At 53.0% G+C, this 24,876-nt stretch carries 20 protein-coding genes, 1 tRNA gene and 1 pseudogene; 9 read left to right on the top strand and 13 right to left on the bottom strand.

Annotation, left to right across the window (positions count from 1 at the left end; translation table 11 throughout):
* Positions 1-57: 57 nt before the first annotated feature.
* Positions 58-1,113 carry a substrate-binding domain-containing protein gene (locus ACUVOF_RS18440; RefSeq protein WP_447045722.1) on the top strand — a complete coding sequence of 352 codons (1,056 nt, stop codon included), beginning with the start codon at positions 58-60 and terminating at the stop codon, positions 1,111-1,113.
* Positions 1,114-1,192: 79 nt separating this feature from the next.
* Here the strand turns inward: ACUVOF_RS18440 and ACUVOF_RS18435 are convergent, their stop codons facing one another.
* From ACUVOF_RS18435 to ACUVOF_RS18425, 3 genes are read right to left on the bottom strand one after another with little or no spacing between them, the layout of a single operon-like run.
* The gene (locus ACUVOF_RS18435; protein WP_447045721.1) at positions 1,193-2,455 is read right to left on the bottom strand and encodes a TRAP transporter large permease; all 1,263 of its coding nucleotides are present in this window, start codon (positions 2,453-2,455) and stop codon (positions 1,193-1,195) included.
* Positions 2,452-2,976: a TRAP transporter small permease gene (locus ACUVOF_RS18430; protein WP_447045720.1), complete on the bottom strand. Its 525-nt coding sequence runs from the start codon at positions 2,974-2,976 to the stop codon at positions 2,452-2,454. The genes ACUVOF_RS18435 and ACUVOF_RS18430 overlap by 4 nt, the downstream gene beginning before the upstream one ends.
* Complete coding sequence (locus ACUVOF_RS18425; RefSeq protein WP_447045719.1) at positions 2,977-4,014, bottom strand: TRAP transporter substrate-binding protein; 1,038 nt, start codon at positions 4,012-4,014, stop codon at positions 2,977-2,979.
* 328 nt (positions 4,015-4,342) lie between these two features.
* Here ACUVOF_RS18425 and ACUVOF_RS18420 point away from each other — a divergent pair, with 328 nt between their 5' ends.
* A complete protein-coding gene (locus ACUVOF_RS18420) occupies positions 4,343-5,734 on the top strand; it encodes an FAD-binding oxidoreductase (protein WP_447045718.1) in 1,392 nt (463 codons plus the stop codon).
* Between the two features lie 14 nt (positions 5,735-5,748).
* Here the strand turns inward: ACUVOF_RS18420 and ACUVOF_RS18415 are convergent, their stop codons facing one another.
* Together ACUVOF_RS18415 and ACUVOF_RS18410 are read right to left on the bottom strand one after the other, a co-directional pair.
* Complete coding sequence (locus tag ACUVOF_RS18415) at positions 5,749-6,696, bottom strand: LysR family transcriptional regulator (protein ID WP_447045932.1); 948 nt, start codon at positions 6,694-6,696, stop codon at positions 5,749-5,751.
* Positions 6,697-6,740: 44 nt separating this feature from the next.
* The gene (locus ACUVOF_RS18410; protein WP_447045717.1) at positions 6,741-7,736 is read right to left on the bottom strand and encodes a TRAP transporter substrate-binding protein; all 996 of its coding nucleotides are present in this window, start codon (positions 7,734-7,736) and stop codon (positions 6,741-6,743) included.
* Between the two features lie 143 nt (positions 7,737-7,879).
* On the opposite strand from ACUVOF_RS18410, the gene ACUVOF_RS18405 reads away from it, so the two are divergent.
* The 3 genes and pseudogenes from ACUVOF_RS18405 (at position 7,880) to ACUVOF_RS18395 (ending at position 10,464) form a co-directional block, all read left to right on the top strand.
* Positions 7,880-7,956: transfer RNA gene (locus tag ACUVOF_RS18405), tRNA-Arg, on the top strand.
* A 277-nt stretch (positions 7,957-8,233) separates the two neighbouring features.
* A complete protein-coding gene (gene dptF, locus ACUVOF_RS18400) occupies positions 8,234-9,298 on the top strand; it encodes a DNA phosphorothioation-dependent restriction protein DptF (RefSeq protein ID WP_447045716.1) in 1,065 nt (354 codons plus the stop codon).
* Positions 9,299-9,375: 77 nt separating this feature from the next.
* Positions 9,376-10,464: pseudogene (locus ACUVOF_RS18395) on the top strand (IS3 family transposase).
* Positions 10,465-10,651: 187 nt separating this feature from the next.
* Here ACUVOF_RS18395 and ACUVOF_RS18390 read toward each other — a convergent pair.
* On the bottom strand, positions 10,652-11,218 hold the full coding sequence (locus tag ACUVOF_RS18390; protein ID WP_447045715.1) for a helix-turn-helix domain-containing protein: 567 nt from the start codon (positions 11,216-11,218) through the stop codon (positions 10,652-10,654).
* Positions 11,219-11,398: 180 nt separating this feature from the next.
* Here ACUVOF_RS18390 and ACUVOF_RS18385 point away from each other — a divergent pair, with 180 nt between their 5' ends.
* From ACUVOF_RS18385 to ACUVOF_RS18370, 4 genes are read left to right on the top strand one after another with little or no spacing between them, the layout of a single operon-like run.
* Positions 11,399-13,162: a sodium:solute symporter family protein gene (locus ACUVOF_RS18385; RefSeq protein WP_447045714.1), complete on the top strand. Its 1,764-nt coding sequence runs from the start codon at positions 11,399-11,401 to the stop codon at positions 13,160-13,162.
* Entirely contained in the window at positions 13,159-15,120 is a 1,962-nt protein-coding gene (locus ACUVOF_RS18380; RefSeq protein WP_447045713.1) for an oxidoreductase, read from the top strand. Before ACUVOF_RS18385 ends, ACUVOF_RS18380 begins: the two co-directional genes overlap by 4 nt.
* 22 nt (positions 15,121-15,142) lie before the next feature.
* Positions 15,143-15,892, top strand: a complete 750-nt coding sequence (locus ACUVOF_RS18375) for an electron transfer flavoprotein subunit beta/FixA family protein (RefSeq protein WP_447045712.1) — start codon at positions 15,143-15,145, stop codon at positions 15,890-15,892.
* 28 nt (positions 15,893-15,920) lie between these two features.
* Positions 15,921-16,859: an electron transfer flavoprotein subunit alpha/FixB family protein gene (locus ACUVOF_RS18370; RefSeq protein ID WP_447045711.1), complete on the top strand. Its 939-nt coding sequence runs from the start codon at positions 15,921-15,923 to the stop codon at positions 16,857-16,859.
* Positions 16,860-17,233: 374 nt separating this feature from the next.
* Here the strand turns inward: ACUVOF_RS18370 and ACUVOF_RS18365 are convergent, their stop codons facing one another.
* From ACUVOF_RS18365 to ACUVOF_RS18335, 7 genes are all read right to left on the bottom strand, one after another.
* Positions 17,234-18,667 (bottom strand): NAD-dependent succinate-semialdehyde dehydrogenase, encoded by a 1,434-nt coding sequence (locus ACUVOF_RS18365; protein ID WP_447045710.1) that lies wholly within the window; start codon positions 18,665-18,667, stop codon positions 17,234-17,236.
* A gap of 148 nt (positions 18,668-18,815) precedes the next feature.
* The gene (locus ACUVOF_RS18360; RefSeq protein WP_127061122.1) at positions 18,816-19,133 is read right to left on the bottom strand and encodes an NIPSNAP family protein; all 318 of its coding nucleotides are present in this window, start codon (positions 19,131-19,133) and stop codon (positions 18,816-18,818) included.
* A 36-nt stretch (positions 19,134-19,169) separates the two neighbouring features.
* Complete coding sequence (locus tag ACUVOF_RS18355) at positions 19,170-20,870, bottom strand: thiamine pyrophosphate-binding protein (RefSeq protein WP_447045709.1); 1,701 nt, start codon at positions 20,868-20,870, stop codon at positions 19,170-19,172.
* Positions 20,871-21,058: 188 nt separating this feature from the next.
* Complete coding sequence (locus tag ACUVOF_RS18350; RefSeq protein WP_447045708.1) at positions 21,059-21,775, bottom strand: FadR/GntR family transcriptional regulator; 717 nt, start codon at positions 21,773-21,775, stop codon at positions 21,059-21,061.
* Positions 21,776-21,791: 16 nt separating this feature from the next.
* Positions 21,792-23,324 (bottom strand): tripartite tricarboxylate transporter permease, encoded by a 1,533-nt coding sequence (locus tag ACUVOF_RS18345; protein ID WP_447045707.1) that lies wholly within the window; start codon positions 23,322-23,324, stop codon positions 21,792-21,794.
* A gap of 3 nt (positions 23,325-23,327) precedes the next feature.
* Positions 23,328-23,819: a tripartite tricarboxylate transporter TctB family protein gene (locus tag ACUVOF_RS18340; protein WP_447045706.1), complete on the bottom strand. Its 492-nt coding sequence runs from the start codon at positions 23,817-23,819 to the stop codon at positions 23,328-23,330.
* Between the two features lie 62 nt (positions 23,820-23,881).
* Positions 23,882-24,847, bottom strand: coding sequence for a Bug family tripartite tricarboxylate transporter substrate binding protein (locus tag ACUVOF_RS18335; protein WP_447045705.1), 966 nt, complete (start codon positions 24,845-24,847; stop codon positions 23,882-23,884).
* Positions 24,848-24,876 lie beyond the last annotated feature (29 nt).

The raw sequence follows: 24,876 nt of genomic DNA, 5'->3' as shown, positions 1-24,876 counted from the left end.
CGGTGATGGCCAAGCTAGCATCTACACTATCAGTACAAAATATGAAAGATACTTCCTATGCAAAAAATCAGCGTCATTCCCTCGTGGTGCTTTCGCGACGAGGCAGGCAATCAGCTTGATTTACATCTACTTCGCCTGCTGGAGGCGATTCATCGCCATGGCAAATTGACCCGTGCCGCTGCTGAGGTGGGGATCTCCTACCGGCATGCCTGGAACCTGTTGCGCCAGGGTGGGGAGTTTTTTAACGCCCCCTTGGTTGAGCTTCAGCGCGGTCGAGGAGCGCAGCTTTCGCTGCTGGGGGAAAAGCTCTTGTGGGCCGAGCAGCGCGCCATTGCCCGCCTGGGGCCACAGTTGGAAAGCCTGGGGTCCGAACTCAACCTGGCTATCCAACAGCAGCAACAGGGAACGCTTGCAGTACTACGCCTGCACGCCAGCCATGGCTTTGCAGTCGAGCTACTGCCCAAGCATCTTGAAACGCTGCCGCTGGATTTACAGTATTGCAGCCCTCAGGAGTCGCTAGCCGCACTCAACCGAGGCACGTGTGACGTGGCCGGTTTTCACCTGCCGCGTGACAAGGTGGGCGAGCGTGTGCGTATCACTTACCAAGGGGTGCTAAAGCCTCGCCAGCATCGAGTCATTGGCTTTATTGCCAGAACCCAGGGGCTGATAGTGGCAAAGGGGAATCCGCTTGGCATTCGGGGCGTTGAATGCCTGGCTGATGGTGCCGTGCGGTTCGTTAATCGCCAGGTGTCTTCTGGCACACGTTCACTACTGGATTGCCTGTTACAAGAGGCGGCGGTTTCCAGCACAACGATTCGTGGATTTGAGGTTGAAGAATTTACCCACTCCGCCGTGGCTGCCTACGTGGCCGCTGGTATGGCGGACTGCGGTTTTGGCGTCGAGGCTGCCGCTCAGAAGTTCGGGCTCGATTTCATTCCGCTGGCCACCGAGGACTACCTACTCGCCTGCCACCACCGCTCTTTAAAAGAGCCACGTATCATGGCCTTTCTAGAGATACTGCGTGGCGACGCCTTTCAGGAGGCGGTGCAAAGACTGCCGGGCTACAGCCCTAATCGATGTGGTGAGATTCTTAAAGTGGATTCTCTTTTATAGCGGTAGCAGCCGCAAAAAAAACGCCAGGAGCGTGTCTTTTGACACGTCTCTGGCGTTTGCGCATGGAAAGAATATAGGGCTAACTGCCCGACCACCCCAGCAGAATCGGCACATAGACGACCAGCAAGAGCACACCGATCAATCCCAACAGATACGGAATGATCGCCCGGGTAATGCGCTCCAGTGGCAACTGGGTAATAGAGGACGCCACGTAGAGATTGATCGCCACCGGTGGGGTAATCATGCCGATGGAGAGCCCCACCACGATAATCAAACCAAAGTGAATCGGATCAATTCCTAGTTGCAACACCAGCGGCAGCAGAACCGGGGTGAGAATAATCAGCGCACTGGCGGTTTCAATAAACACCCCGGTGAGCAGAATAATCCCCACGATCAGCAGCATGATCACGTAAGGGTTGGTAGATAGCGACAATACGGCCTGGGCAATCGCCCCCGGCACCTGCCAGCTGGAGAGCGTCCAACTCAGCACCGCCGACATCGCAATCACCAACATGATCACCGCGGTGGTCATCGCCGAACGGATCAGCAGCTTATACACCTGCGACAACGTCAGGTCACGATACACAAACAGCGAGACCAGCATGGCGTAATTCACTGCCACGACGGCCGCTTCTGACGGCGTGAAGATCCCAGAGAAAATACCGCCGAGGATAATCACCGGTGTCATCAACCCCCAACTGGCGTCTTTAAACGTATTCCAGATGGTGGCCAGCGACAGCGGTGTGCCTTTGGGGTACTGGCGCTTGTAGGCTTGAGCAATGGCGATTGCCATTAACCCCAGCCCCATCGCCAGTCCGGGCAGAAAACCGTTTAAAAACAGTGCGGAAACCGACTGTTGGGCGATAACGGCGTAGATGATCATCGGCACCGAAGGTGGGATCACCACCCCGATGGTGCCGCTAGCGGCGATTAAGCTGGCCGCTGAGGCCGGGTCATAGCCTTTGCGCTTAAGTTCCGGTACCAGGCTTGAACCCACCGCCGCCGTGGTTGCCGCGCCTGAGCCGGAAATCGCCGCAAAGAACATGCCTGCCATCACCGAGACCACCGACAGCCCGCCGCGCATAAAACCGACCAATGAGTCGGCAAAGCTGACCAGCTTTTCGCTCACCTTGCCCTGGGCCATCAAGTCCCCGGCGAGGATAAACATCGGGATCGCGACCAAGGCAAAGGAGTTGATGCCCTGAAACATCTGCTGGGTGACTACCATCAGCGGCACGCCGGATTGATAGAGCGCATAGAGCGTGCTGGCGCCAATGGCAAAGGCAATTGGCACGCCCATCAGCATAAACAGAAAGAACAGGCCGAAGAGTAGCAGCGTCATAGCGGCTCCTCCTGGGCTTGCGTGGTCTCACCGTTAATCAACAGCTCGATAATATCCACCAGCGCATACCAGGCCATTATCGCCGCACAGATCGGCATCACCGCGTAAACGTAGGTCATTGATAGCCGCAGCGAGGCTGATTTTTGGAAACTCTGCACCTGCATATAGCGGTAGCCGATCACAATCAGGGCGATCATAAACGCCAGCACAATCAGCAGAGCGGCAATCCGCGCGGCTTGGCGCAGGCGGTTGGGCAGGGCATCGACCACAAAGGTCACGGCGATGTGCCGCCCGCGCTGGAATGCCAGGGTGCCCGCTAAAAAGGTGATCCACACCAGCAGAAAGCGGGCGACCTCTTCCGTCCAGCCGACGGCGGTGAACAGCACCCGGGAAACAATCTGTAGGGTAATCACCCCAATCAGCGCCGCCATGCCCGCAAACACCACGGGCTGTAGGAGGGCGTCTAGAAAGCGTTCAGTACGCTGTAGCAACGTTACCAATGGATGCGTGTGAGTGGGCACTTACTTCACTTCCTCCTGGATGCGTTGCAGGTAGTCGCCGAACTGATCACCATACTTCTCATACACCGGGGCAACGGCTTCCTGGAAGGCGGCGATATCCGGTGACTCATTAATTTCCATGCCCGCCTCGGCCAATTCGGCTAACTGCTCGGCTTCCATAATGGCGTTCTGTTCCCGGGCATAGGCAGAGGCTTCGCTGGCGGCATCCAGCACGATCTCCTGAACCTCCTCTTGCAGGCCGTTCCAGGCGGGTAAGCTCATAATGAAAATCGCTGGCGCATAAATGTGCCGCGTCAGGGTGAGGTAGTCCTGGGTTTCCGCCAGGTTAAAGGCATGGATGGCGTTAACCGGGTTCTCCTGGCCATCAATCGTGCCTTGTTGCAGGGCGGTCAGCGCTTCTGTCCAGGCCATGGGCACGGCATTGGCGCCGAGTTCACGGAATGTATCCACATACACCTCGTTCTCGATAACCCGCAGTGTCAGGCCGTCGAGATCCTCGGGTGCATTGATCGCTTGCTGACTATTGGTAATATTGCGAAAGCCGCGCTCTGCAAAGGCCAGCCCTTTCAGGTTCACACTCTCTAGCTTGGCCAGTATCTCCTGGCCAATCTCGCCATCCAGCACTGAATAGGCGGATTCAGCGCTTGGAAAGAGGAACGGCAGTTCAAACACCGAGAACTCATCAACGAAGTTGGCCACCGGCCCGTTGGTGATCACGCCCATATCGACGGTGCCGATCTGCATACCTTCCAGAAGTGTGCGCTCGTCTCCCAGAGAAGCGTTGGGGAAAATCTCTACCGAGACCGCGCCGTCGGTCTGTTCGCTGATCAACTGCTGAAAGCGCTCGGCGGCAATATGGTAAGTATCTTCTGTATTTACCACGGTCGCTAAGCGCAGGTTAATAGGGGTAATTTCCTCGGCCTGGGCCATTAGCGGTAAACCCAGCAGGCCAGCGCATAGCAAGGTTAGGTTTAACTGTTTGAATTTACTTGTATAACAGGATACGGCATGAGCAGTGAAACGGGCGCGATTATTCACATTATCTCCTAGTAGTGGCTGTTCTTATTGTCGTGTTGGGCTTCATCTATACCACATCGAACTAACAGGGCAAATTACTTATTTTTATTCCACTATTCGCGATAATAATCCAAAAAATCTTTATAGATCTTAGGCTTGAGTGATTTAAGGGTTAGCGATAGCCTGCAAGCATTGACGATTGATTAACTGCCTTGGGAAGCGATGGTAAGGCTTGGCCGAGGGCGAGTCTTGCTGCCCATGCTCTTTCTAAACACGCTCTTGCTAACCATGTTCTTACTAACCATGCTCTTACTAACCAGAGCAACGCCAGCTAAAACAGGAATAACCAATGGATAAGTTGCTTAACGATCTAGTGGCGGTAGTCGGCCCAGAAAACGTGTTGCGCGGTGACGATGTCTCCCAGCGTAGCGTCGACTGGTTTACCGGGGCGCCCTGTCGTGCCAAAGCCATTGTCAGGCCCCGCAACACCGAACAGCTCAGCAAAGTGATGGCCCTGTGTTACCAGGCAGACCAGTTGGTAGTGACCCATGGCGGCATGACCGGCATCGTGCACGGCGGTGAAGCTAGCCCCGAGGAACTGGTCGTTTCTCTGGAGCTGATGAACCAGATCGAAGAGGTCGACCTGGTTGGCTCTACGATTCAGGTTCAGGCCGGGGTGACGCTCCAGCGTGTGCAGGAAGCCGCGGCGGAGATCGATATGCAGTTTCCCCTCGACCTCGGCGCCCGGGGGTCGTGCACCATTGGCGGCAATATCTCCACCAACGCGGGCGGAATACGGGTCATTCGCTACGGCATGATGCGCCAGCAAGTGCTGGGGCTGGAAGCCGTACTCAGCGATGGCACCGTGGTCAGTTCGATGAACAAAATGCTCAAGAACAACGCAGGCTACGACCTCAAACAGCTATTCATCGGCAGCGAAGGCACTCTGGGCATTGTTACCCGCGCCGTGCTGCGTTTGCAGCCGCATATGCCCAGCGAGCAAACCGCACTGGTGGCGGTGCCCACCTTCGATGCCTTGACTCAGCTGTTACGCAGGCTCTCCCAACAGCTCGCCAATAGCCTGAGCGCCTTCGAGGCGTTGTGGAATAGCCACTACAAGCTGGTGACTACTGAAAGCGGCAAATACGCGCCCCTGTTGGCCGACGACTCGCCTTTCTACGCGATTATCGAAACCCTGGGCCTGGATGACACCCAAGATGCGGAACACTTCGCCGAGATACTGGAAAAGGCCATGGAGGATGGTTTGATCACCGATGCCGTGCTGGCCAATTCCGGCGCCCAACGCCAGGGTATCTGGGCGATTCGGGAAGATATCGAAGTGCTGGTGAAAGAGCTGAAGCCGATGTTCTCCTATGACATCAGCCTGCCGATTCCGCATATGGACGCCTACGTTGCTACGCTGGAGCAAAACCTCAAGGCGCAGTTCCCGCAAACAGGTAAAATGATCGTGTTCGGCCATCTGGGCGATGGCAACCTGCACATTATGATCACGGTGCGCGACGACAGCCCGCAAAGCCGCCGCCAGGTCGAGCAGTTGGTTTACTCTCCGCTACAAGAGTACGGCGGCTCGATCTCTGCCGAACACGGCATTGGTCTCGAAAAACGCGACTACCTAAGTATTTCCCGCTCCAGCGAAGAGATCGCTTTAATGAAGCGCATGAAAGTCGCTCTGGATCCCAAGCTGCTGTTGAACCGCGGCAAAGTCGTGACGGTGGAGTGAGTTTGGCGGTTTGGCTATAGGCTGCCCAGGGCGAAGGGGGCTGGTGTCATCAGCTCCCTGGTGAGTTGCCGCAACCAGTGTATGCCCGCATCGTGATCCTTCCTTTCATCCCAGCACAGGCAGACTTTGAACGCTGGGACGTCCAGGGGCAGGGCGTAGAACTTCAGGGTATTGTTGCGGCAAATAACCCTGGCCGCGCTCTCTGTCACCACGCAGAGCAGCGTTGTGGATGCCAATATTTCCTGCAGCGGGTTGATGTAGGGCGTCTTGGCGACGATTTTGCGCTCCAGCCCCAGCTCCCGCAGTTTTTCATTGATTAACAGCGGGCTGTCCTCTCGATGCGACAAAGCGACCTGCGGGGAGTTTAAAAAAGCCTCAAGGCTAATGGTGCTGCCCTTGCCATGAAAGGTGGTATCGCCCACACAGCCAATCACATCGTCAAACAGGTACTCATGATGAGCGGTGAGCGGCAAGGTTTCGAGCTGCACCACCGCCAGGTCGATATCGTGCTCTTGCAGAACCTGCTGGGCGCCTTCCGCGCTGGCGATGCGCGTGGAGAGCATGTTGAAACACACATCGGGCGCATGCTCCAAGCAGTGTTGGATAAGCTTGGGTTGCAACTGCTGGCTGACATAGTCCACTAGGCTGACACGAAACTCCCGCTTCGATGTGGCGGGGGAAAACTCGCTGTTGCAGTGAACCGCCTGATCAAGGTAGAACAGCCCTTTGGCCACGGCAGCATCCATCTGCCGGGCAAGCGGGGTGGGCTGCATGCCGTCCAGCGTCTTGATGAATAGCGGGTCGTCCATTAACAGGCGCAGCTTTTTCAGCGAGTGGCTGACCGCCGGTTGCGTCAGGCAGAGCGCCTCTGCGGTCAGCGTCAAACTCCTTTTCCAATAAAGCGTGTGAAAGACCAATAGTAAATTGAGATTTATCTTATTGAGTCTATTCGCCAGCTTCATATGGGTGGTGTCAGCCATCAGGCGATTCTCTTGTAGCAGGCGAGTTACTTGAGCGCCTCCTGAATGCGCGGCAGGTAATCACCGAACTGCTCGCCGTACTTCTCGTACACCGGCGCAACAGCCGCCTGGAAGGCTTCCATATCCGGCGTGTCGTTGATCTCCATGCCTGCATCGCGCAGGGCCTGCAGCTGTTCGCTCTCCATCTCCGCATTCACCTGACGCTCATACTCCGCCGCTTCCTGTGCCGCCGCTAGCAGTACCTCTTGGGCGTTTTCAGGCAGCTGGCTCCAGGCGGGCATACCCATCACAAAAATCGCCGGCGCATAGGTGTGGCGGGAGAGGGTCATATAATTCTGGGTTTCATCCAGGTTGAACGAGTGGATCACGTTCACCGGGTTCTCCTGACCGTCGATAGTGCCTTGCTGCATGGCGGTGAGCGCTTCAGTCCACGCCATGGGAATCGCGTTGGCGCCCAGCTCGCGGAAGGTATCGGTGTAGACCGGGTTTTCCATCACGCGGATGCGCAGGCCGTCCAGGTCTTCCGGCGAGTTTACGGCACGCTCGCTGTTGGTCAGGTTGCGGAAACCGCGTTCGGCGTAGGCCATGCCTTTCAGGTTCACCTCAGAAAGCTTATCGAGCAGTTCCTGGCCAATCGGGCCATCGAGCACTTCGTAAGCGGCTTCCGGGGAGGGGAACAGGAACGGCAGCTCGAACACCGCCATCTCTTCCACAAAGTTGGCCACCGGGCCGTTGGTAATCACGCCCATATCCACCGTGCCGATCTGCATGCCTTCCAGCAGCGTGCGCTCGTCACCCAGGGTGGCGTTAGGGTAGATTTCGATATCCACCTTGCCGTCGGTGCGTTCTTCTACCAGCTCTTCAAATTTGGTGGCGGCGATGTGAAAACCATCCTGCTCATTGACCACGTGAGCCAAGCGCAGGGTAACGGGGTCCATATCCGCAAAATCAGCGGCGTTCGCGGCGCTTAACAGCGCCAGTGAGATGCCCAGTGCCAGCGTGCTACGTGCAAACGTTTTCATATTATTATGTTCCCTATGTATTAAGGTGCAGAAGTGCTCCCAAAGCATGCACCACACCAGGGAAAACGGTCAATTGACCAAAGGACTCAAGCGCCATACGGCTGGACACAGCGCCCCCGCACAGTTACGATACGCACCCACAAGCGCCCGTAGCTCAGTTGGATAGAGTATCGGCCTCCGAAGCCGAGGGTCGCAGGTTCAAATCCTGCCGGGCGCGCCATAATTTCAAGGGCTTACGTTAACGCGTAAGCCCTTATTTTTTGTCTGTGACCACCCTGTGACCAAATCGTGGCCACAACCTCTTCATTGCATGCCTTGTATGTCTCTTCGATTATGACCTTTGGCTTTTTCTTGCCACTAGTATGGTCACATGTGTACGTTCTCTTAGATTCACTAAAATTAAGCACTATGGTAGCCTGAAATGACCTTCGGCCTTTGAGGTGTGTTGGACATAGTGCCATTCATCGTGATCGTCAAACTAGAGATGAGAAAACAACGTGCAGTTCAAACGGTTGCTAGACACTCTTGCTAGGTCATCGGCTCAAGCAGTCACCACGCTGGGGCAGGGACAAAAAGAACAAGATGAGCTAAAAAACTACCTCTACGTTGAAACTGAAATCGAGAAAGATTTCAGAAGATTGCTGGAGTCCAACCCGACAAAGGATACCGTGATTTTCCTATGCGGCTCATCCGGTGATGGCAAGTCAGAGATCCTCAAGCGCTATTACGAAAGTTACTCGAACAAGTTCAGGTTTCATTTAGACGCGACGCATGCCTTTAAGCCATATCAAAATGCGATTGATGCTCTTGATCAACTGTTCGATGAGCATCATCAATCTGCGAAGCCATTGGTTATCGGCATTAATGTTGGGATGCTATTCAATTTCTCGTCGCAAGGGGCTGCACGACACGAGGAAATCAAGAACGCAATTGAATCCTACCTGCAGAATGGGAATCAGACTGCATCCTCATACGAGTTCCTGAACTTTGAGAAGTACCCTAAATTCAGTATTGAGGATAGCAAGACTGGATCTAGCTTTATCAGCGAACTGATTGCTAGAGTAGTAGTTGCTCAGTCCGACAGCAACCCGCTATACCGAGCATATCTGGATGCGGCCCAACCGGGCCCTAGTAAACTGACTATCAACTATGAGTTGCTTCAGTGTGAGGAGGTGCGAAAGCGAATTGTGCACCTGCTCCTCTCGGCGCGGCTAAAGTTCGATCACTTTCTTTCTGCTCGGGCACTTCTTGATTTTGTCCATCATTTGATCACCGGTCCAGGTTTACTTTTCGATAACCTATTCGTCGCTGGCCACAATGATTTGAGCGATGTGATCAGTCACTTTGACCCGTGTTCGGTTAGATCCCGCCTGATCGAGCAGTTCCTAATACAGCACCCGCTAGGGATTAGAGAGGCAGCCTTCGACGAGTTTCAAAAATCCGTCTTTGAAGGCTTTGGCGTTTCGAATATTGATTCCGTAGGTTGGCTTCGATTCTTCTACCTTTTCCAGGATGTCGATATTGGGAATAACTTCCATAAGACCTTCCAAATCGATTTTTAGCAGCCGGGTAATCCCCCCGAAAAACCAGGGTGCTCAAAAGTAGAATTTTCCGTAAGCTAAACGCAGGGAGATTCTGCATGAAAAAATCACGTTTTTCTGACAGCCAAATACTGTCAATCCTCAAGCAAGCCGAAGGCGGTGCACACGTTCCAGAGTTATGTCGTGAACATGGCATGAGCAGTGCCACCTTTTACAAGTGGCGCGCTAAATTCGGCGGCATGAATGCGTCCATGATGACGCGGCTGAAGGAACAAAAGGATGAAAACCGACGGCTCAAGAAGATGTACGCCGAGGAACGATTGAAAGCGGACATCCTCAAGGAAACCATCGAAAAAAAGTGGTAAAGCCGTCTCGTCGCCGAGAGATGGCACAGAAAGCCGGCATGGAAAAGCGCATCAGCATCCGCCTGTCTTGCTGGATGTTTAGTATTAGTGAGAGTTGCTATCGCTACCAAGCACAGCTCAGTGACGAGAACAAGAAGATCGCCGATTGGTTGCTCAAGCTAACGTATAACCAAAGGAACTGGAGCTTTGGCCTTTGCTTCCTGCATCTGCGTAATGTGAAAGGTTTCCGTTGGAACCATAAGCGAGTCTACCGAATTTACCGCGAGTTAGAACTGAATCTGCGCATCAAACCGAAGAAACGGTTAATCCACGAGAAGCCTGAGCCCCTAGCGGTGCCGAAAACAGTTAACGACAGCTGGTCTATGGAGTTTATGCATGACCAACTGAGCGATGGTCGTCGCTACCGTCTTCTGAATGTGATCGACGACTTTAACCGAGAAGGCCTGGGTATCGAAGTTGATATCTCGTTTACCTGCCGAACGAGTTATCCGGGCGCTAGACCAGATCATTGAATAGCGTGGTAAGCCGCAGTCTATTCGTTGTGACAACGGGCCAGAATATATCAGCGGTAAGTTATCAGCCTGAGCGGAAGGTCGAGGTATTCAACTGAGGTTTATCCAGCCAGGAAAGCCCCACCAGAATGCTTATATAGAACGCTACAATCGAACGGTGCGCTATGACTGGTTAGCTCAATACCTGTTCGAAAGTACCGAAGAGGTTCAGGATTACGCCACTCGTTGGCTCTGGCACTACAATCACCAGCGCCCTAATATGGGGCTTGGAGGGATTACCCCTCAACAAAAATTGGCTACTGTGGCCTGAACTCTGCATTTGAAGCCCTCTAAAAAAGGGGAATTACCATACCTTCTCGGATAATGAAATAAACGATCGTTTGGCGCGTCTGTGCCAAAATGGACAAATGGGCCGATTTGGCTCAAACGCCCATCAACAATAGCCTAGGTAGCCATTGGTTAATGAGTTATGCCGGCATAAAGATTCTGCTTCTAATTCAAAATGATGCCGGAGTAACGAACCATAAAGCGATGGTATCTCCGTCGTTGATATTCTCATGAGCGTGTGGCTGGCTACTGGGAAAAGATAGGCAGTCACCCTCGTTGAGCGTAAAAATCTCCCCGTTTACTTCTACCTTAAGGCGACCGCTTTGGACGAGTACGGCCTCATGTCCCTTATGGGAATAGGGAGCACTCTTAGCCCCTGGTGGGTAATGAGAATAAATGATCTCAAGATTGTTATTGCTACGTGGAGTCATAAGTTGGTCGACAATACCGTCTTGGTATTGAATCTCAACTCGCTGGTGCTTTCTGACAAGCATGTCGCTGTGCTCATCATGCCCTGTACTTCCCTTTCGCTCAGAAAACAACCACTGCATTGTAACGCCTAGCGCGTGTGCAATATCAACGAGAGAGGCGATGGAGGGCTGGCTAATACCTCTTTCAACTTGACTCAAATAGCCATGCGATAAGCCTGTTTTCTTAGCAAGCTGGATCAGCGTCATTCCCTTTAATTTTCGCAGACTGCGAATCCGTGAACCCTGTAGTTGAGTAACTGTAGTCATTGTTGTCCTGAACGGCTATTTGGTTTTTTCTTATGTTACCTGACAGTAGCCTTTTCTCACATGTGAAATGCATACTATAGTATTATTACATATAGTGAAAAAGTGAACTATTTTTTTCACTCCAGCAAGCTATGGCTTTGATACTAATACAACTACAATGACATGATAGGAATCTTTCTCATGAGTATTTACTTTTGGGGACTACTAGCTAGTCTCGCGCTCTATTTACTAGTTGGCAACTACGCTGGCCGCAAGGTTAAGGGGGTCGACGACTATTATGTGGCGGGGCGCAAGGCGCCAACGCTGTTGATTGTTGGCACTTTGGTCGCCAGCTTTCTTAGCACCAATGCCTTTCTTGCCGAGACTGGTTTTGCCTACGACGGCTATGCCGCTCTTATGCTGGCGTTGGTGGCAGTCAATACCAGTGGCTATGTGATTGGTGCACTGTTCTTCGGTCGCTTCGTGCGGCGCAGTAGGTCGTTGACTATTCCTGAGTTCTTCGCCAAGCGCTTTGACTCACGCGCCATGCAGGTATTAGCCGGGTATACCACAGTGATTGGATTGACTGCCTATTTACTTGCAGTCACCCAGGGGGGCTCGATCCTGATCGCTGACGTAGTGGGAATTCCCTATGGTGTGGCGCTGATATTAGTCTGGCTGGGCTACATGACGTTTACCTTGTACTCCGGATCCAGAGGTGTGGTGCTGACCGATACTCTCATGTTCCTACTATTCACCCTTGTCTCGATCGCCGCCATTCCATACCTGCTGGGAGAAGGAGGCGGCTGGAATGCCACTTTGACTGCTCTTGCCACCTCTGAGACTAAACCTGGCATCGTCGGCTGGCATGGCCTGACGGGAGAGGGCGCTAGCTGGGCGTCGGGTAAAGACGCACTAATCTGGGCGCTGGTGCTAGGGGCTTCTTGGTCGCTGGTGTTGGCGGTCAGCCCTTGGCAGACCAGCCGCTACCTAATGGCTCGCAGTGAGCACGTAGTAGTGCGTTCCGCCTGTATTTCGGGATTGGTGCTTGCAGCGCTCTATGTGGTGTTGATGTTCGGTGGCGCCGCCGTCAACCTCGCCAATCCGGCTATCTCGCCCTCTGAGCGGGTCATGGTGTGGGCAGGAATGAATATGATGCCAGCGTTCGTTGGCACCCTTCTTATATCGGGCATCATGGCCGCGGCGTTATCTTCCTGCTCGACCTTCCTTTCGCTGATCGGCTTCAGCGTCTCTAACGATATTATCAAGTCTCGCGCCAGAAGCGAGCAGAAGTCCTTGCGCATGAGCCGTTACATCATGTTCGTTGCGGCGTTGGTCAGCCTGATTCTGGCCTACTTCCAGCCGCCTGCGGTGATGTGGATCACCTATTTCGCTGGCACTCTGTTCGCATCATCCTGGGGGCCGGTAGCCTTTATGAGCGTCTGGAGTCGTCGAATAAGTGCGCCCGCTGCCTTTGTGGGTATGCTGGCGGGCTTCGTGATCAATATCGGTGCCAAATTGCTCGATAATGCCGGTCTGTTGTCACTGCCCGTCTATCTTGATCCGTTTATTTTGGGGTTCGTCAGCAATGTCGTGTGTATCGTTTTGATTTCTCGATTCACCCGTCCGACGGCTGCCGCCCTTGCTTACTTCGAAACCATCCGCGAAACGCCGGAGGAAGAGTTTGATCCTATTGAGGTCAAAAAGACGCTGGTCTGGCCGGTAGTGGTGATGATCTCAGGGTTAGCCATTGCGGGGCTACTGTGTGTTTTCTATGCCGTTCCCTATGCTGCGGCGCTGGGGCGTGAATTCACCCTCTTCAGCGGTGAAAGCCTACTGTCTATTGGCTATGGTTTCTCAGTGTTCTGTGTAGGTCTGCTGGCCTTTTGGCAGGTGAAGCGGGTCTATGGACGTAAAGCCGCACGTCGCGCGGTAACCTCACTACAATCGGAGGCTCGTTCATGAAATCCACGCGGCTTTTCCCGAACCTATTCTCGCCATTTCGAATCGGCCAGTGCACGATCCCCAATCGGATAGTCTTTACCGGGCACGATACCTGCCTACCAGAAGATGGTGTGGTTAACAAGGCGTTGGTGGCCTACCTTGAGAAACGCGCACGGCATGGTACTGGACTGATCGTGCTGCAGGTTTCAGGCGTACACGAGACCGCGCGCTACACCTCGCACTTGTTAATGGCCAACAGCGATGATTGCATTCCTGGCTATCGGCGCTTGGCCGAGGCCTGCCAGCGTCATGGGAGCGTGGTGTTTGCTCAACTTTTTCATCCAGGGCGCGAGATCATGGAGTCCGCCGATGGTTTGAAGCCGGTAGCTTATTCGGCCTCTAGCACGCCCCAAGAACGTTTCCACGTCATGCCACGTGCCCTCAGTCTGGGCAAGATTCATGAGATAGTTGAGGGGTTTGGTGGTGCCGCTCGTCGTATGCAGCAGGCCGGCATCCAAGGCATTGAGCTTCTGGCTAGCCATGGCTACCTACCGGCACAGTTTCTCAACCCCAAAGTGAATACTCGCAAAGATGACTACGGAGGTAGCTTCGCCAACCGTGTGCGCTTTCTTGATGAGGTTATTGACGAGATACGTCGCCAGACCGGAGACAAATTGGCGATAGGTATAAGGATCTCCTGCGATGAGCGTGACGAGGATGGCATGGGCCAGGACGTCGCCGTCGAAACGCTTCGATATCTGGAGGCTAAGTTAGATTATGCTAGTGTCGTCGCTGGGACCTCTGCTTCGTTGGGTGGTTCGGTACATATCGTACCGCCAATGTCCGTCGAGAATGCTTATTTACAAGACGAGGTTCTGGCGCTGCGTGCTGGCCTGTCGCTTCCACTGATCCTTTCAGGGCGTATTAACCAACCTCATGAGGCAGAGACGGTGATTCGCTCCGGAGCAGCCGATATGTGCGGCATGACACGCGCACTGATCTGTGATCCGGCCATGCCGAGCAAGGCAATGGACGATGATGCCGAGGGTATCCGTGCCTGTATCGGTTGCAATCAGGCTTGCATTGGTCATTTTCACCGTGGGCTGCCAGTCTCATGTATTCAGTATCCGGAATCAGGCCGTGAGCTAGTCTACGACGATATCGGAAAAACTGAGCGACCCCAGCGTATCGCGGTGGTCGGCGGTGGACCCGCGGGCATGAAGGCGGCAGTAGTGGCGGCTGCGCGTGGCCATCAAGTCACATTGTACGAAGCTGAGTCACGTTTAGGCGGGCAAGCTAATCAGGCGCAACAGTTGCCGCATCGAGCGGAATTTGGTGGTTTGGTCACCAATCTGCTAGAGGAGGTCAAACGCAGCGGAATTGAGGTAGTGACGAAGCGCCGAGTTACCCCTGAGGAGCTCCTTAAGCTGGGGTTCGATGAGGTATTAGTTGCCAGCGGAGCCAGCCCTTACACACCTCCGCTGGAACGTATGGGGCAATTGCCTATGAGCCAGGCCACTGAATTGCTGACCTCGAAAGTGCTGCCCGGAGGCCACGTTTTAGTCTATGACTCCCAAGGTGACTGGGTCGGTGTCGGTATCGCAGAAATGCTAGCCCGGAACGGTGCGAAGGTAACGCTGGCTGTCAATGGCCTGTATGTAGGCGAATCATTGCAAAGCTACGTGCGCGACAGTACGGCGACACGGCTCCACAACCTTGATATTACCGTGATTACTTACGCGCGGGTGTTCGGCGTCGACGACGATACGGTTTATCTTTACCACACTGGAGGTGGTCAGCCTATGGTTGTAGAAAAAGTAGATCACCTTGTGCTGTCGTGTGGGGGCGTCCCTAACGTCTCGCCAGAAGAGGAGGATTGTTGGCAAGGTCTGCCGGTCACCTTGATCGGTGACTGTCTCGCCCCGCGTACGGCCGAAGAGGCGGTGTACGAGGGACTTAAAGCCGCTATTGCCCTATGAACTTCGATGGAGAAAATGATCCATGAAAGTACTCGTCGCGGTTAAACGCGTCATCGACTATAACGTCAAAATCCGCGTTAAAGCGGATCACTCGGACGTCGATCTTACCAACGTCAAAATGGCCATGAACCCGTTCTGCGAAATTGCCGTGGAAGAAGCGGTGCGCTTGAAAGAGAGGGGCACTGCTACCGAAGTGGTCGCCGTCACCGTTGGCCCCAAAGCCGCCCAAGAGCAGCTGCGTACCGCGCTGGCGCTGGGTGCCGATCGGGCCATTCATATCGAAACCGACGAGCGCGCTGAATCCCTGGCCGTCGCTAAGCTGCTGGCCAAAGTGGTTGAAGAAGAGCAGCCCGGCCTGGTCGTTCTCGGCAAGCAGGCGATCGACACCGATAACAACCAGACCGGCCAGATGCTCGCGGCACTCACTGGTCTGCCCCAGGGCACATTTGCCTCAGAAGTTGAGGTGGACGGGGACAAAGTGAACGTCACTCGTGAAATCGACGGCGGTCTGCAGACCATCGCACTGACGCTGCCGGCGATTGTCACCACCGACCTACGCCTTAACGAGCCGCGCTACGCTAAACTGCCGGACATCATGAAGGCCAAGAAAAAGCCGCTGGATGTGAAAAGCCCCGCCGATTACGGCGTCGAGGTGGCCTCCAAGGTCAGCCTGCTGAAAGTCGAATCCCCAGCCGAGCGCAAGGGCGGTATCAAAATCGCCTCGGTCGACGAGCTGATCGACAAACTTAAAAACGAAGCCAAAGTTCTTTAAGACAAGTACTTTGAAAGGAGTGAATTCCATGAGCATTCTGGTACTTGCTGATCTACACGAAGGCCAACTGGCGGGCGCCACGGCCCACGTCGTGGCCGCCGCGAAACTGATTCTGCAAAACAGTGGTGGCGATATTGACGTTCTGGTGGCCGGTGAAGGCGTTCAAGCCGCAGCCGACGCTGCCGCCAAGCTTAATGGCGTGAGTAAAGTGCGCGTCGCCGATAACGCCGTTTACGCCCACCAACTGGCCGAGCCCATGGGCGCGCTGCTGGTCGAGCTTGCCGGTGATTACACCCACGTGCTCGCTAGCGCCTCCACCACCGGCAAAAACGTACTGCCGCGGTTAGCCGCGCTAAAAGACGTTAGCCAGCTGTCGGATGTACTTGGGGTGGAAAGCGACGTCACCTTTCTGCGTCCGATCTACGCCGGTAGCGCCATTGCCACGGTGAAAAGCGACGACGCGCTAAAAGTCATTACCATTCGTACCACCGGCTTTGATGCGGTCAGCGACACTGGCAGTGCCACGATAGCAGCCGTCGACACCGTGGTGGAAAACAGCCAGTCCAGCTTTGTTAAAGAAGAGCTGGCAGCATCGGATCGTCCCGAGCTGGGCGGCGCCAAGGTGGTGATCTCCGGCGGCCGCGGTATGGGCAACGGCGAGAACTTCAAACTGCTCGACGGCATTGCTGACAAGCTGGGTGCCGCCATTGGTGCCTCGCGTGCGGCGGTAGACGCAGGCTTTGTCCCCAACGATATGCAGGTCGGCCAAACGGGTAAAATCGTCGCCCCGGATCTGTATATCGCCGTAGGTATCTCCGGTGCCATCCAGCACCTGGCGGGCATGAAAGACTCCAAGGTGATCGTCGCAATCAACAAAGACGACGAAGCGCCAATCTTCCAGGTCGCTGATTACGGCCTGGTCGGTGATCTGTTTGAGATCCTGCCGGAGCTTGAGAGCAAGTTATAATTCTCAACGATATTAAAACTTGATCCTGGGTAGGGTTTAGATAATGAACGACACAATCAAATTGTTACAACCTGAATTCAAACAATAAGTGCATATATGGCCTCCTGGGGCTTGCAAGGCATCAGGCTGAAGAAAGGGGGCAGATAGCTTTCATATATCTGGCCGTTAAGTTGGCATGTACCGCAACGCATCGAGACAGCATGATAGATGCTGAATCGGGTAACCAAGCCCTATGAGCCTTGGTGGGACTAATTCGTTGTACTTTGAGCTATTTGTCGACTATCTGGCTGAGCAACAGAAGACTCTAAGAACACCCCATAAGTAAATACGAAAATGTCCGCACGTCCCCGTTTGGGAACGAGCGGACAAGTTGTTCATGCCCCGGATTGTGAGATGAAGCGCGTATCAAGATATGCGTCGATTGCCTCGCTGCCGCCTTCGGTACCGTAGCCCGAGTCTTTCACCCCACCAAATGGCGTTTCAGGCAGACCGAAGCCTATGTGGTTGATCGTCAACATGCCGCTTTCGATATCACGTCCCAGTGCCATTGCAGTTGCGTTAGAGCGTGTATAGGCGTAAGCGGCAAGCCCATAAGGCAATCGGTTAGCTTCTACAACTGCCTCTTCATATGTCGAGAAAGGTACCATCAGTGCCAGTGGACCAAAAGGTTCTTCACTCATTGCGCTGGCATCAATTGGGACCTCGGTAAGGACGGTGGGCTCGAAGAAAAAACCTTTACCTTCAAGGCGCTTGCCACCGAGACGAACCTTGGCGCCTTTCTCTACTGCGTCACTCACGAAGCGTTCGAGCGACTCGAGTCCTCGTTGGTGCGCCATCGGCCCCATAGTCGTATTTTCTTTGAGGCCATTGCCTACAATGATTTTGCTAGCAGCGGTAACGAACTTATCAATAAAGCTTTCGTAGACGCTTTTTTGGATGAGAAAGCGTGTCGGCGCGATGCATACCTGACCGGCGTTGCGGAACTTGGCGCCAGCAAGCTGCTTAGCGGCAGCATCAAGATCGGCATCTTCAAAGATAATTACCGGCGCGTGACCGCCAAGCTCCATCGTTGCCTTTTTCATATGCTGGCCCGCTAACGCCGCAAGATGCTTGCCGACCACGGTTGAGCCAGTGAACGAGATTTTTCGAATGGAGGGATGCGAAATCAGATACTCCGAAATTTCGGCGGGTACTCCGTAGACAAGGTTGACCACGCCTGCTGGCACACCAGCATCAGCATAGGCACGGATCAGCTCGGCGGGAGCCGCAGGGGTCTCTTCAGGCGCCTTGACGATGATGGAGCAGCCCGCCGCCAACGCAGCGGAGAGTTTACGAACCACCTGGTTGATTGGAAAATTCCAAGGTGTAAAGGCCGCAACCGGTCCAACTGGTATTTTTACTGCCAATTGCTGCACATTGTCTTGCCGCGAAGGGATGACTTGCCCATAGGTGCGACGCGCTTCCTCTGCGAACCAGTCGATGGTATCGGCTGCCGCTAGCGTTTCAATACGCGCCTGCGCCAACGGCTTGCCCTGCTCAGTGGTCATGATTAGGGCAATCTGATCAACACGCTCGCGTAACAGCTCAGCGGCATTGCGCATCACTTTGCTGCGCTCAAATGGTGGAGTTGCCTTCCAAGTGTTAAAACCTTGCTCTGCGGCGTTGATCGCTAAATCGAGATCATCTTTCTCGGCATGAGCGATATGGCCAATCGTCTCCTCTGTCGCCGGGTTAATCACTGGAATCGTCTTGCCGGCTATCGCACTACACCACTCGCCATTGATAAAAAGCTGAACATCTGGGTACATGATTACCTCTAACGTGATCGTAGTTAGTTGCCGATAGTGTTAAACAAACATGCTTAGGCGCTTCGCAATCGGTGCGCCTAGAGCCAATCTCCCTTATTTGAGAGTAATGCCCGTAAGTCATATATCAGCTGCTTGTCTTGGTTAATGGTCACATCGGTGAAAAGCTTGCTGATCGCAGCAGCTTATTGGTTTGATGCTGTACATTACCGGCTTCTGCGCTTTTACGCCGATAGGCAATCCAGTCAGGATCACTCTCCATCGCTTGTCGGCGGCGCTCCCGATCCGCAGCACTTTCATAGCCCCATATATGAACCACTTGGTTTAATGTACCTGTCTCGGTAATAAAATAGCCAAGCGGCTCCCCCAAGTGCTTTTTCTGTATCGGTAGGCCTTCACGCTCGTAAAGGTCTAAGAAAGTGTTAAGGCGGCCAGGGAACATAGTGTAGGTGCGAAGGTCGACGAACATGGTTTTCTCCTTATTTTACGGGCTGCAGACAGACGATTAATTAGACGTTTTGTTACGCCTATGCGCATCATTGCGCAGAGTATTAATGGTTGTGCGGGTTGAGATCAGCTCAGGATCGGTTTTAAGTTCGATCAGCGCGGGGCGATTAGCGGCGATGGCGCGCTCTAGTGCTGGCCTGAAATCCTCTGTCTGAGTGACGGTTTCAGCATGTAAGCCAAGCGATCTTGCCATACCGGTAAAGTCAGGGTTTACGAGATCTGTGCCTACTACTCGCTCGGGATGTTCGCGTTCTTGGTGCATACGGATGGTACCGTAACTACCGTTATTGAAGAGCAGGATAATTGGCTTACCGCCGTGTTGTATGGCGGTGGCAATTTCCTGACCGCTCATCATGAAACCACCATCTCCAACGAAAGAGAGCACTACCTTTTCCGGAAAAAGTAGCGAAGCAGCAACGGCCGCGGGTACGGAATAGCCCATCGCACCGCAGGTCGAGCCTACCTGCCTGCCAGGGCGCCCATAACGCAAGAAGCGCTGTCCCCAGCCGGTATGATTGCCCGCATCGAGAGTGACGATAAAGTCTGTTGGCATAACTTCCTGAACGTCAATCAGCGCTTGAGCCATATCAAGCTCACCTTCATACGCAGGCGCTTTAGTGTCGTCAAGGTAGTCCTTACGTGCTGCACTTAGCCATTCATGCCAGCGTTGTGAATCGACCCATTGGCAATCGGCCACTGCGCGAGCAAAATTCTCTGGAGCAATGGCAAGTCCGAGCTCAGGGCTGTAAACACGGCCTATTTCATCGGCATCGGTATGGATGTGGATCAGGCGTTGCTGCGGTGCTGGCGAACCTAGGGTCGTATACGTCTTAGTTGTTATTTCCCCGAGGCGAGCCCCCACGACCAAAAGCACGTCTGCTTCCTTAATACGCCTGACAAGTTGTGGCGGGCCGGCCGTGCCGAAATCGCCGATATAGACCTCTGAGTGATTATCTACGATATCTTGTCGGCGAAAAGAACAAGCCACTGGCACACCGTTAGCTTCAGCGAATCGGGTAATGTTCCTGCACGCTTCGTCGCTCCATCCGCTACCACCTACAAGCATTAAAGGACGTTGAGCTGTCGTTAAAAGAGACCGTATTTTTTCGATGGCAGCCGATGATGCATCTGGGAGGGTCGATGTATAGGGAGGGGCATCCATAACCTCTACAACATCGGTCAGCATGTCTTCCGGTAGGGCTAGCACCACGGGGCCAGGGCGGCCCGACGTGGCAACGCGAAAAGCACGGGCCAAATATTCTGGTATCCGCGTCGCATCATTGATCTGAGCGACCCATTTCGCTATGCCGCTGAACATTTGACCGTAATCAATCTCCTGGAAGGCTTCGCGATCTATCGACGGCCGGTCAACCTGGCCGATCAGCAGGATCATTGGTGTTGAATCCTGATAAGCGATGTGGACCCCGATGGATGCATGGCATGCTCCAGGCCCCCGTGTCACCATACAGATACCCGGTTTGCCGGTCAGCTTGCCATAAGCTTCCGCCATGTTAGCCGCACCAGCTTCATGCCGGGCGTTATAGAGAGTGAAACGATCACGTACATTATGCAGCGCGTCCAGAACTTCAAGGTAGCTTTCGCCTGGTACACAGTATGCGCAATTAGCGCCATGTATGAGCAGCTGGTCGACAAGAGTTTGACCACCGCTGCGAGGTTGGGGGTTGCTAGACTGAAACATGCGAGTTCTCCTAATGTTGTATGTTTTTTGCGCTGCAGGAAATCCCTGGCTCCTAGGAGCCAGGAGTTACCCAACTTATGATCACGTCCATGGTCTACGTTCCAGCACCATGGCTAAAGAAAGACCTGTTAGCAGCGGGGAGATAAATTGTGTAACTCGTCGCTGGAGTTTTTGAACCCCGGGATGACTCATGCGTCACTCAAGTTATCGGTGACACGCTGGCGGACACAGCTAATATGGTGGCGCATGGCTAATCGTGCCCCCTCTGGGTCTTTTTGCTTGATAGCATCGTAGATAACGCGATGCTCATTCAAAACCTTTTGTATCCTTTCTTGGCTAGCACTCCTGGTAATGCTTAAAGCCATGGTCATGGCCTTTTCAACACTAAAGTGTATGGATTGGAGGATTTCAGGAAACATGTCGTTGCCGGTGGACTGGGCAATAACCATATGAAATTGGAAGTCTGAGGCAGTAGCGATTCGCCCTTGAAGAATATCTTCTTCCATCTTAGTTAAGGCTTGATGGAGCTGTACCAGCTGCTTATCACTACGCCTCATAGCGGCTAATGAACTAGACTCGCACTCCAAAGCGATACGAACCTCATAGCTCTTGAGAAGTATGGAAATGTCACCGGCATCTGCGTACTGCGTAAGTCCTGCAGGAGGGATGTGCTGAATATAAGACCCCGACCCTTGGCGTGAAACGACGATCCCGTCGGCTTGGAGGCGCATAAGCGCCTCTCTTACCACAGGGCGCGAAACAGAATACATTTCGCAAATCTTTTTTTCAGAAGGCAACTTTCCGCCTTTCTTGTAATTACCGTCAATAATAGCTTGCGTAAGCATGCCATAAAGTTGGTCAGCGAGTTTTTCCCGCTTCGGTGATGCCTCCAAGACAGCCATCATAAGCACTCAATCGTTATCAACTGGATTTAATGGAAGCCGCAGGATTTTCCATAGGTTTCCTGATGGCGAGAAAGTAAACGAAAAATAATGTTAGTAATATAAAGAACAGGCTATCAAGACTCGTGATAAAAGTAAGCGGATTGCCATTCGACAGCGTTAACGAGCGCCTCAAGAAATCTTCCAGATTAGGCCCTAGGATGAAACCTAGAAGTAGCGTAATGACAGGGAAGCCGTTCTTTCTAAGGAAGTAGGCTAAGATGCCTAACACCAGCGCTAAATACATCTGGAAAACTGAGTAAGTCGCTACGTAGCTGCCAACAACAGCGAGAAGGGCAATGGAGCCGTAAAGCACATCTTTACGTATAGAGACGATCCTAATGAAATATGGCCCCAGCAAGAACAGGGTTAGAGGGATGAGAATCACAGCGCTAAAGAGCAAGGAGGCAAGCATCGGAGCAACCAGCACTGCTTGATCGGCCAGTAATTGGGGGCCTGGCTGGATACCATTGATAACTAGCACACCCAATACGATAGCGGTGATAGGATCACCAGGGATGCCAAATGTCAGCATAGGGACAAACGCACCGCCACAAACCGCATTGTTGGCGCTTTCTGCAGCCGCGATGCCTTTAGGATTACCTTTTCCGAAACTCTCTGGTTTTTTTGAAGTTCGTACAGCTTCGACATAGGCGAGAAAGCTGCCCATCGATCCGCCAGCACCAGGCAGCGTACCCACAAGGTAGCCGATGGCTGAAGATTTTAGGTAGCACCATAGGCCAATCTCACGGACGGAAGATAATGGTGGGATAAAGTCTCGCCGTTTAATGGGGGGTGCTTTGAGTATTTCCTTTGACATCCTACGGTGCTCGGCTATGGAGCCAGCCTGTATCAGTATTTCGCTAATTGCAAAAGTCCCAATGATGACTGGCATAAGGTCGATGCCAGCCGTCAGCGCAGGTACACCGAATGTTAAACGGGCAACGGGAACCATGGAGTCTAAACCGATGGTAGCCAGCATAAGCCCAAAACAGGCGGCAATCGCTGCCTTGGTTATTTTTCCGCGCTGCGCAACCACGACGACTATCAACGCAAAGGCAATCAAGGAAAACTTGCCAGGTGTCTGTACCAATAACGATGCCTTCGCAATGAAGGGAGCAAGGATAATCAGTAATACGGCGCCCAGACCACCACCCACCATAGAGCCAAGCGCGGCATGACCAAGAGCCAAGGCTCCTTGTCCACGTTGCTGCATTGGGTAGCCTTCAAGTGCTGTCATCATCGACGAGGGAGCACCCGGTATATTAATTGTTGTTGCGGTAATGCTCCCACCACACATACCCGCCATATATATGCTGGCACATGCCATTAGAGCAGTAGTGACATCTAGACTATAAGTCAGTGGAAGCAGCAGCGCCAAGGCCAGTGTGGCAGTGAGGCCTGGGATGGCAGCAAATATAGTTCCTATCAGAAACCCTAGGACTACATAAGTAAGTGTAACCGGGTTTAATAGCAGCCCGAAGCTACTAATAACAAGTAATATGAAGTCCATCAATTATCCCCATAATGCCGGTAGCCGAACACGGAACACTTGCTCAAAGAGTAGGTATCCTAAAAATACTACAGCTATTGTTAGCATGAACTTAGTGACCAGTTTGTTCAGGTCAGAGAAAATTATGACAACAGAGAATACATAAAGCAGTGAGGATAAAAAGTAACCCATAATAGGAAAGAGAAGGGTATAGGCAACTGTAGCGGCAATAACCAACAGAGGAAGAAATTTATCTATGTTTCTTGTCTCCGCTTCCTTCTGGGGCGAGTCCGTTCCTTCCTCATTTCTCTCTTGTCTTACCGTACGAACAAGAAGCATAAGTGTAAAAGCCGTAGAGGTTCCCCCCAGGAGAAGAGGAAAAAATGAAGGTGTTAAGCGACCATTGTTCAACGGTACACCTAGTGATATGGAAGAGATTAAGTAAGTAAGCGAAAACGCCAATAGGAAAAGAGGGAAAACAAGCCTCTTTGATTTAGTTACAGGTATGAATGACATAGCCTTGTCCTCGACCGTAACCCCAGGGTTACCCCTGAGGAGGTGCGGTGTGTCACCCGAACTTATAGTCCGAGCTCGTCCATCAGCGAATAGGTTTCAGATTGCCGTTCCTTTAGCCAGCTCTCTACTTCTGAAGAGCCCAGCCAACTAGGTGTTACACCAACCTGAGCCACCCACTGTTGGAACTCATCGCTTTCAAAGGCTTGTTTATAGGCATCCTCTAGTATTTCAATGGAATCGTCAGGCGTACCATCTGGGGTGGCAAGAACGACAAAGCTGCCCGACTCTAACTCATGCCCCAGTTCACTAATGGGAGGCACGTCTGGGTAAGAGGGATTTTGCTCTGAAGAAAGCTCGGCTACGCCTAGAACATCTCCTGATTCGATCAGTCCTGCAAAATCCCCGAGGCTTGCAATAGCGGCATCTATTTCACCCGATAGCATGGCTTCTGATTCTTCGGCAGCTGCACCTGGATAGGTAATGATGTTGAAGTCCGCGCCAGTAGCCATCTCGATGCGTCGAGCCGCAAGGTAGGGACCCGATCCCTCAGGCATAACCCCGATGCGAATCTCGCCGGGGTTCTCCTTTGCGGCATTGATAAGCTCATCGAAACTTGTGAAACCTGAGCGTGATGATACGACAAGCGCATCCGACTCTTGGGTCAGGCGAGCAATAAATGCCATCTTGTCGAGATCATATCCAGGAACTAGCTCACTACGGGGGACAGTAATTACGCTATCGTAGGTTAAAACGCCTAATGTATGGCCGTCTGGACGAGACTGAATCATTTGCATTAGCCCAGTTGCGCTAACTGCTCCAGAAATATTTTCTGCATAGATTGATACAGGTAACTGTTCTTCGGCGAGGTTGCTAGTTTTTCGCGCTATCGCGTCGGTACCTCCTCCCGCAGGCCACGGTACGATTAGTCTTATGTCTCGCATCGGAAAGTCAGCCGCTGACACGCTTGATGCTAATGTCAGGGTGCCCAAGGCTGTAATCATACTTTTTGTTAATTTTGTAGTTGGCATGTTGACTCCATTTTTATTGTTGCTTGGCT

The organism is Vreelandella sp. H-I2 (assembly GCF_052959335.1).
This window is presented reverse-complemented; position numbering and strand designations above follow the sequence as displayed.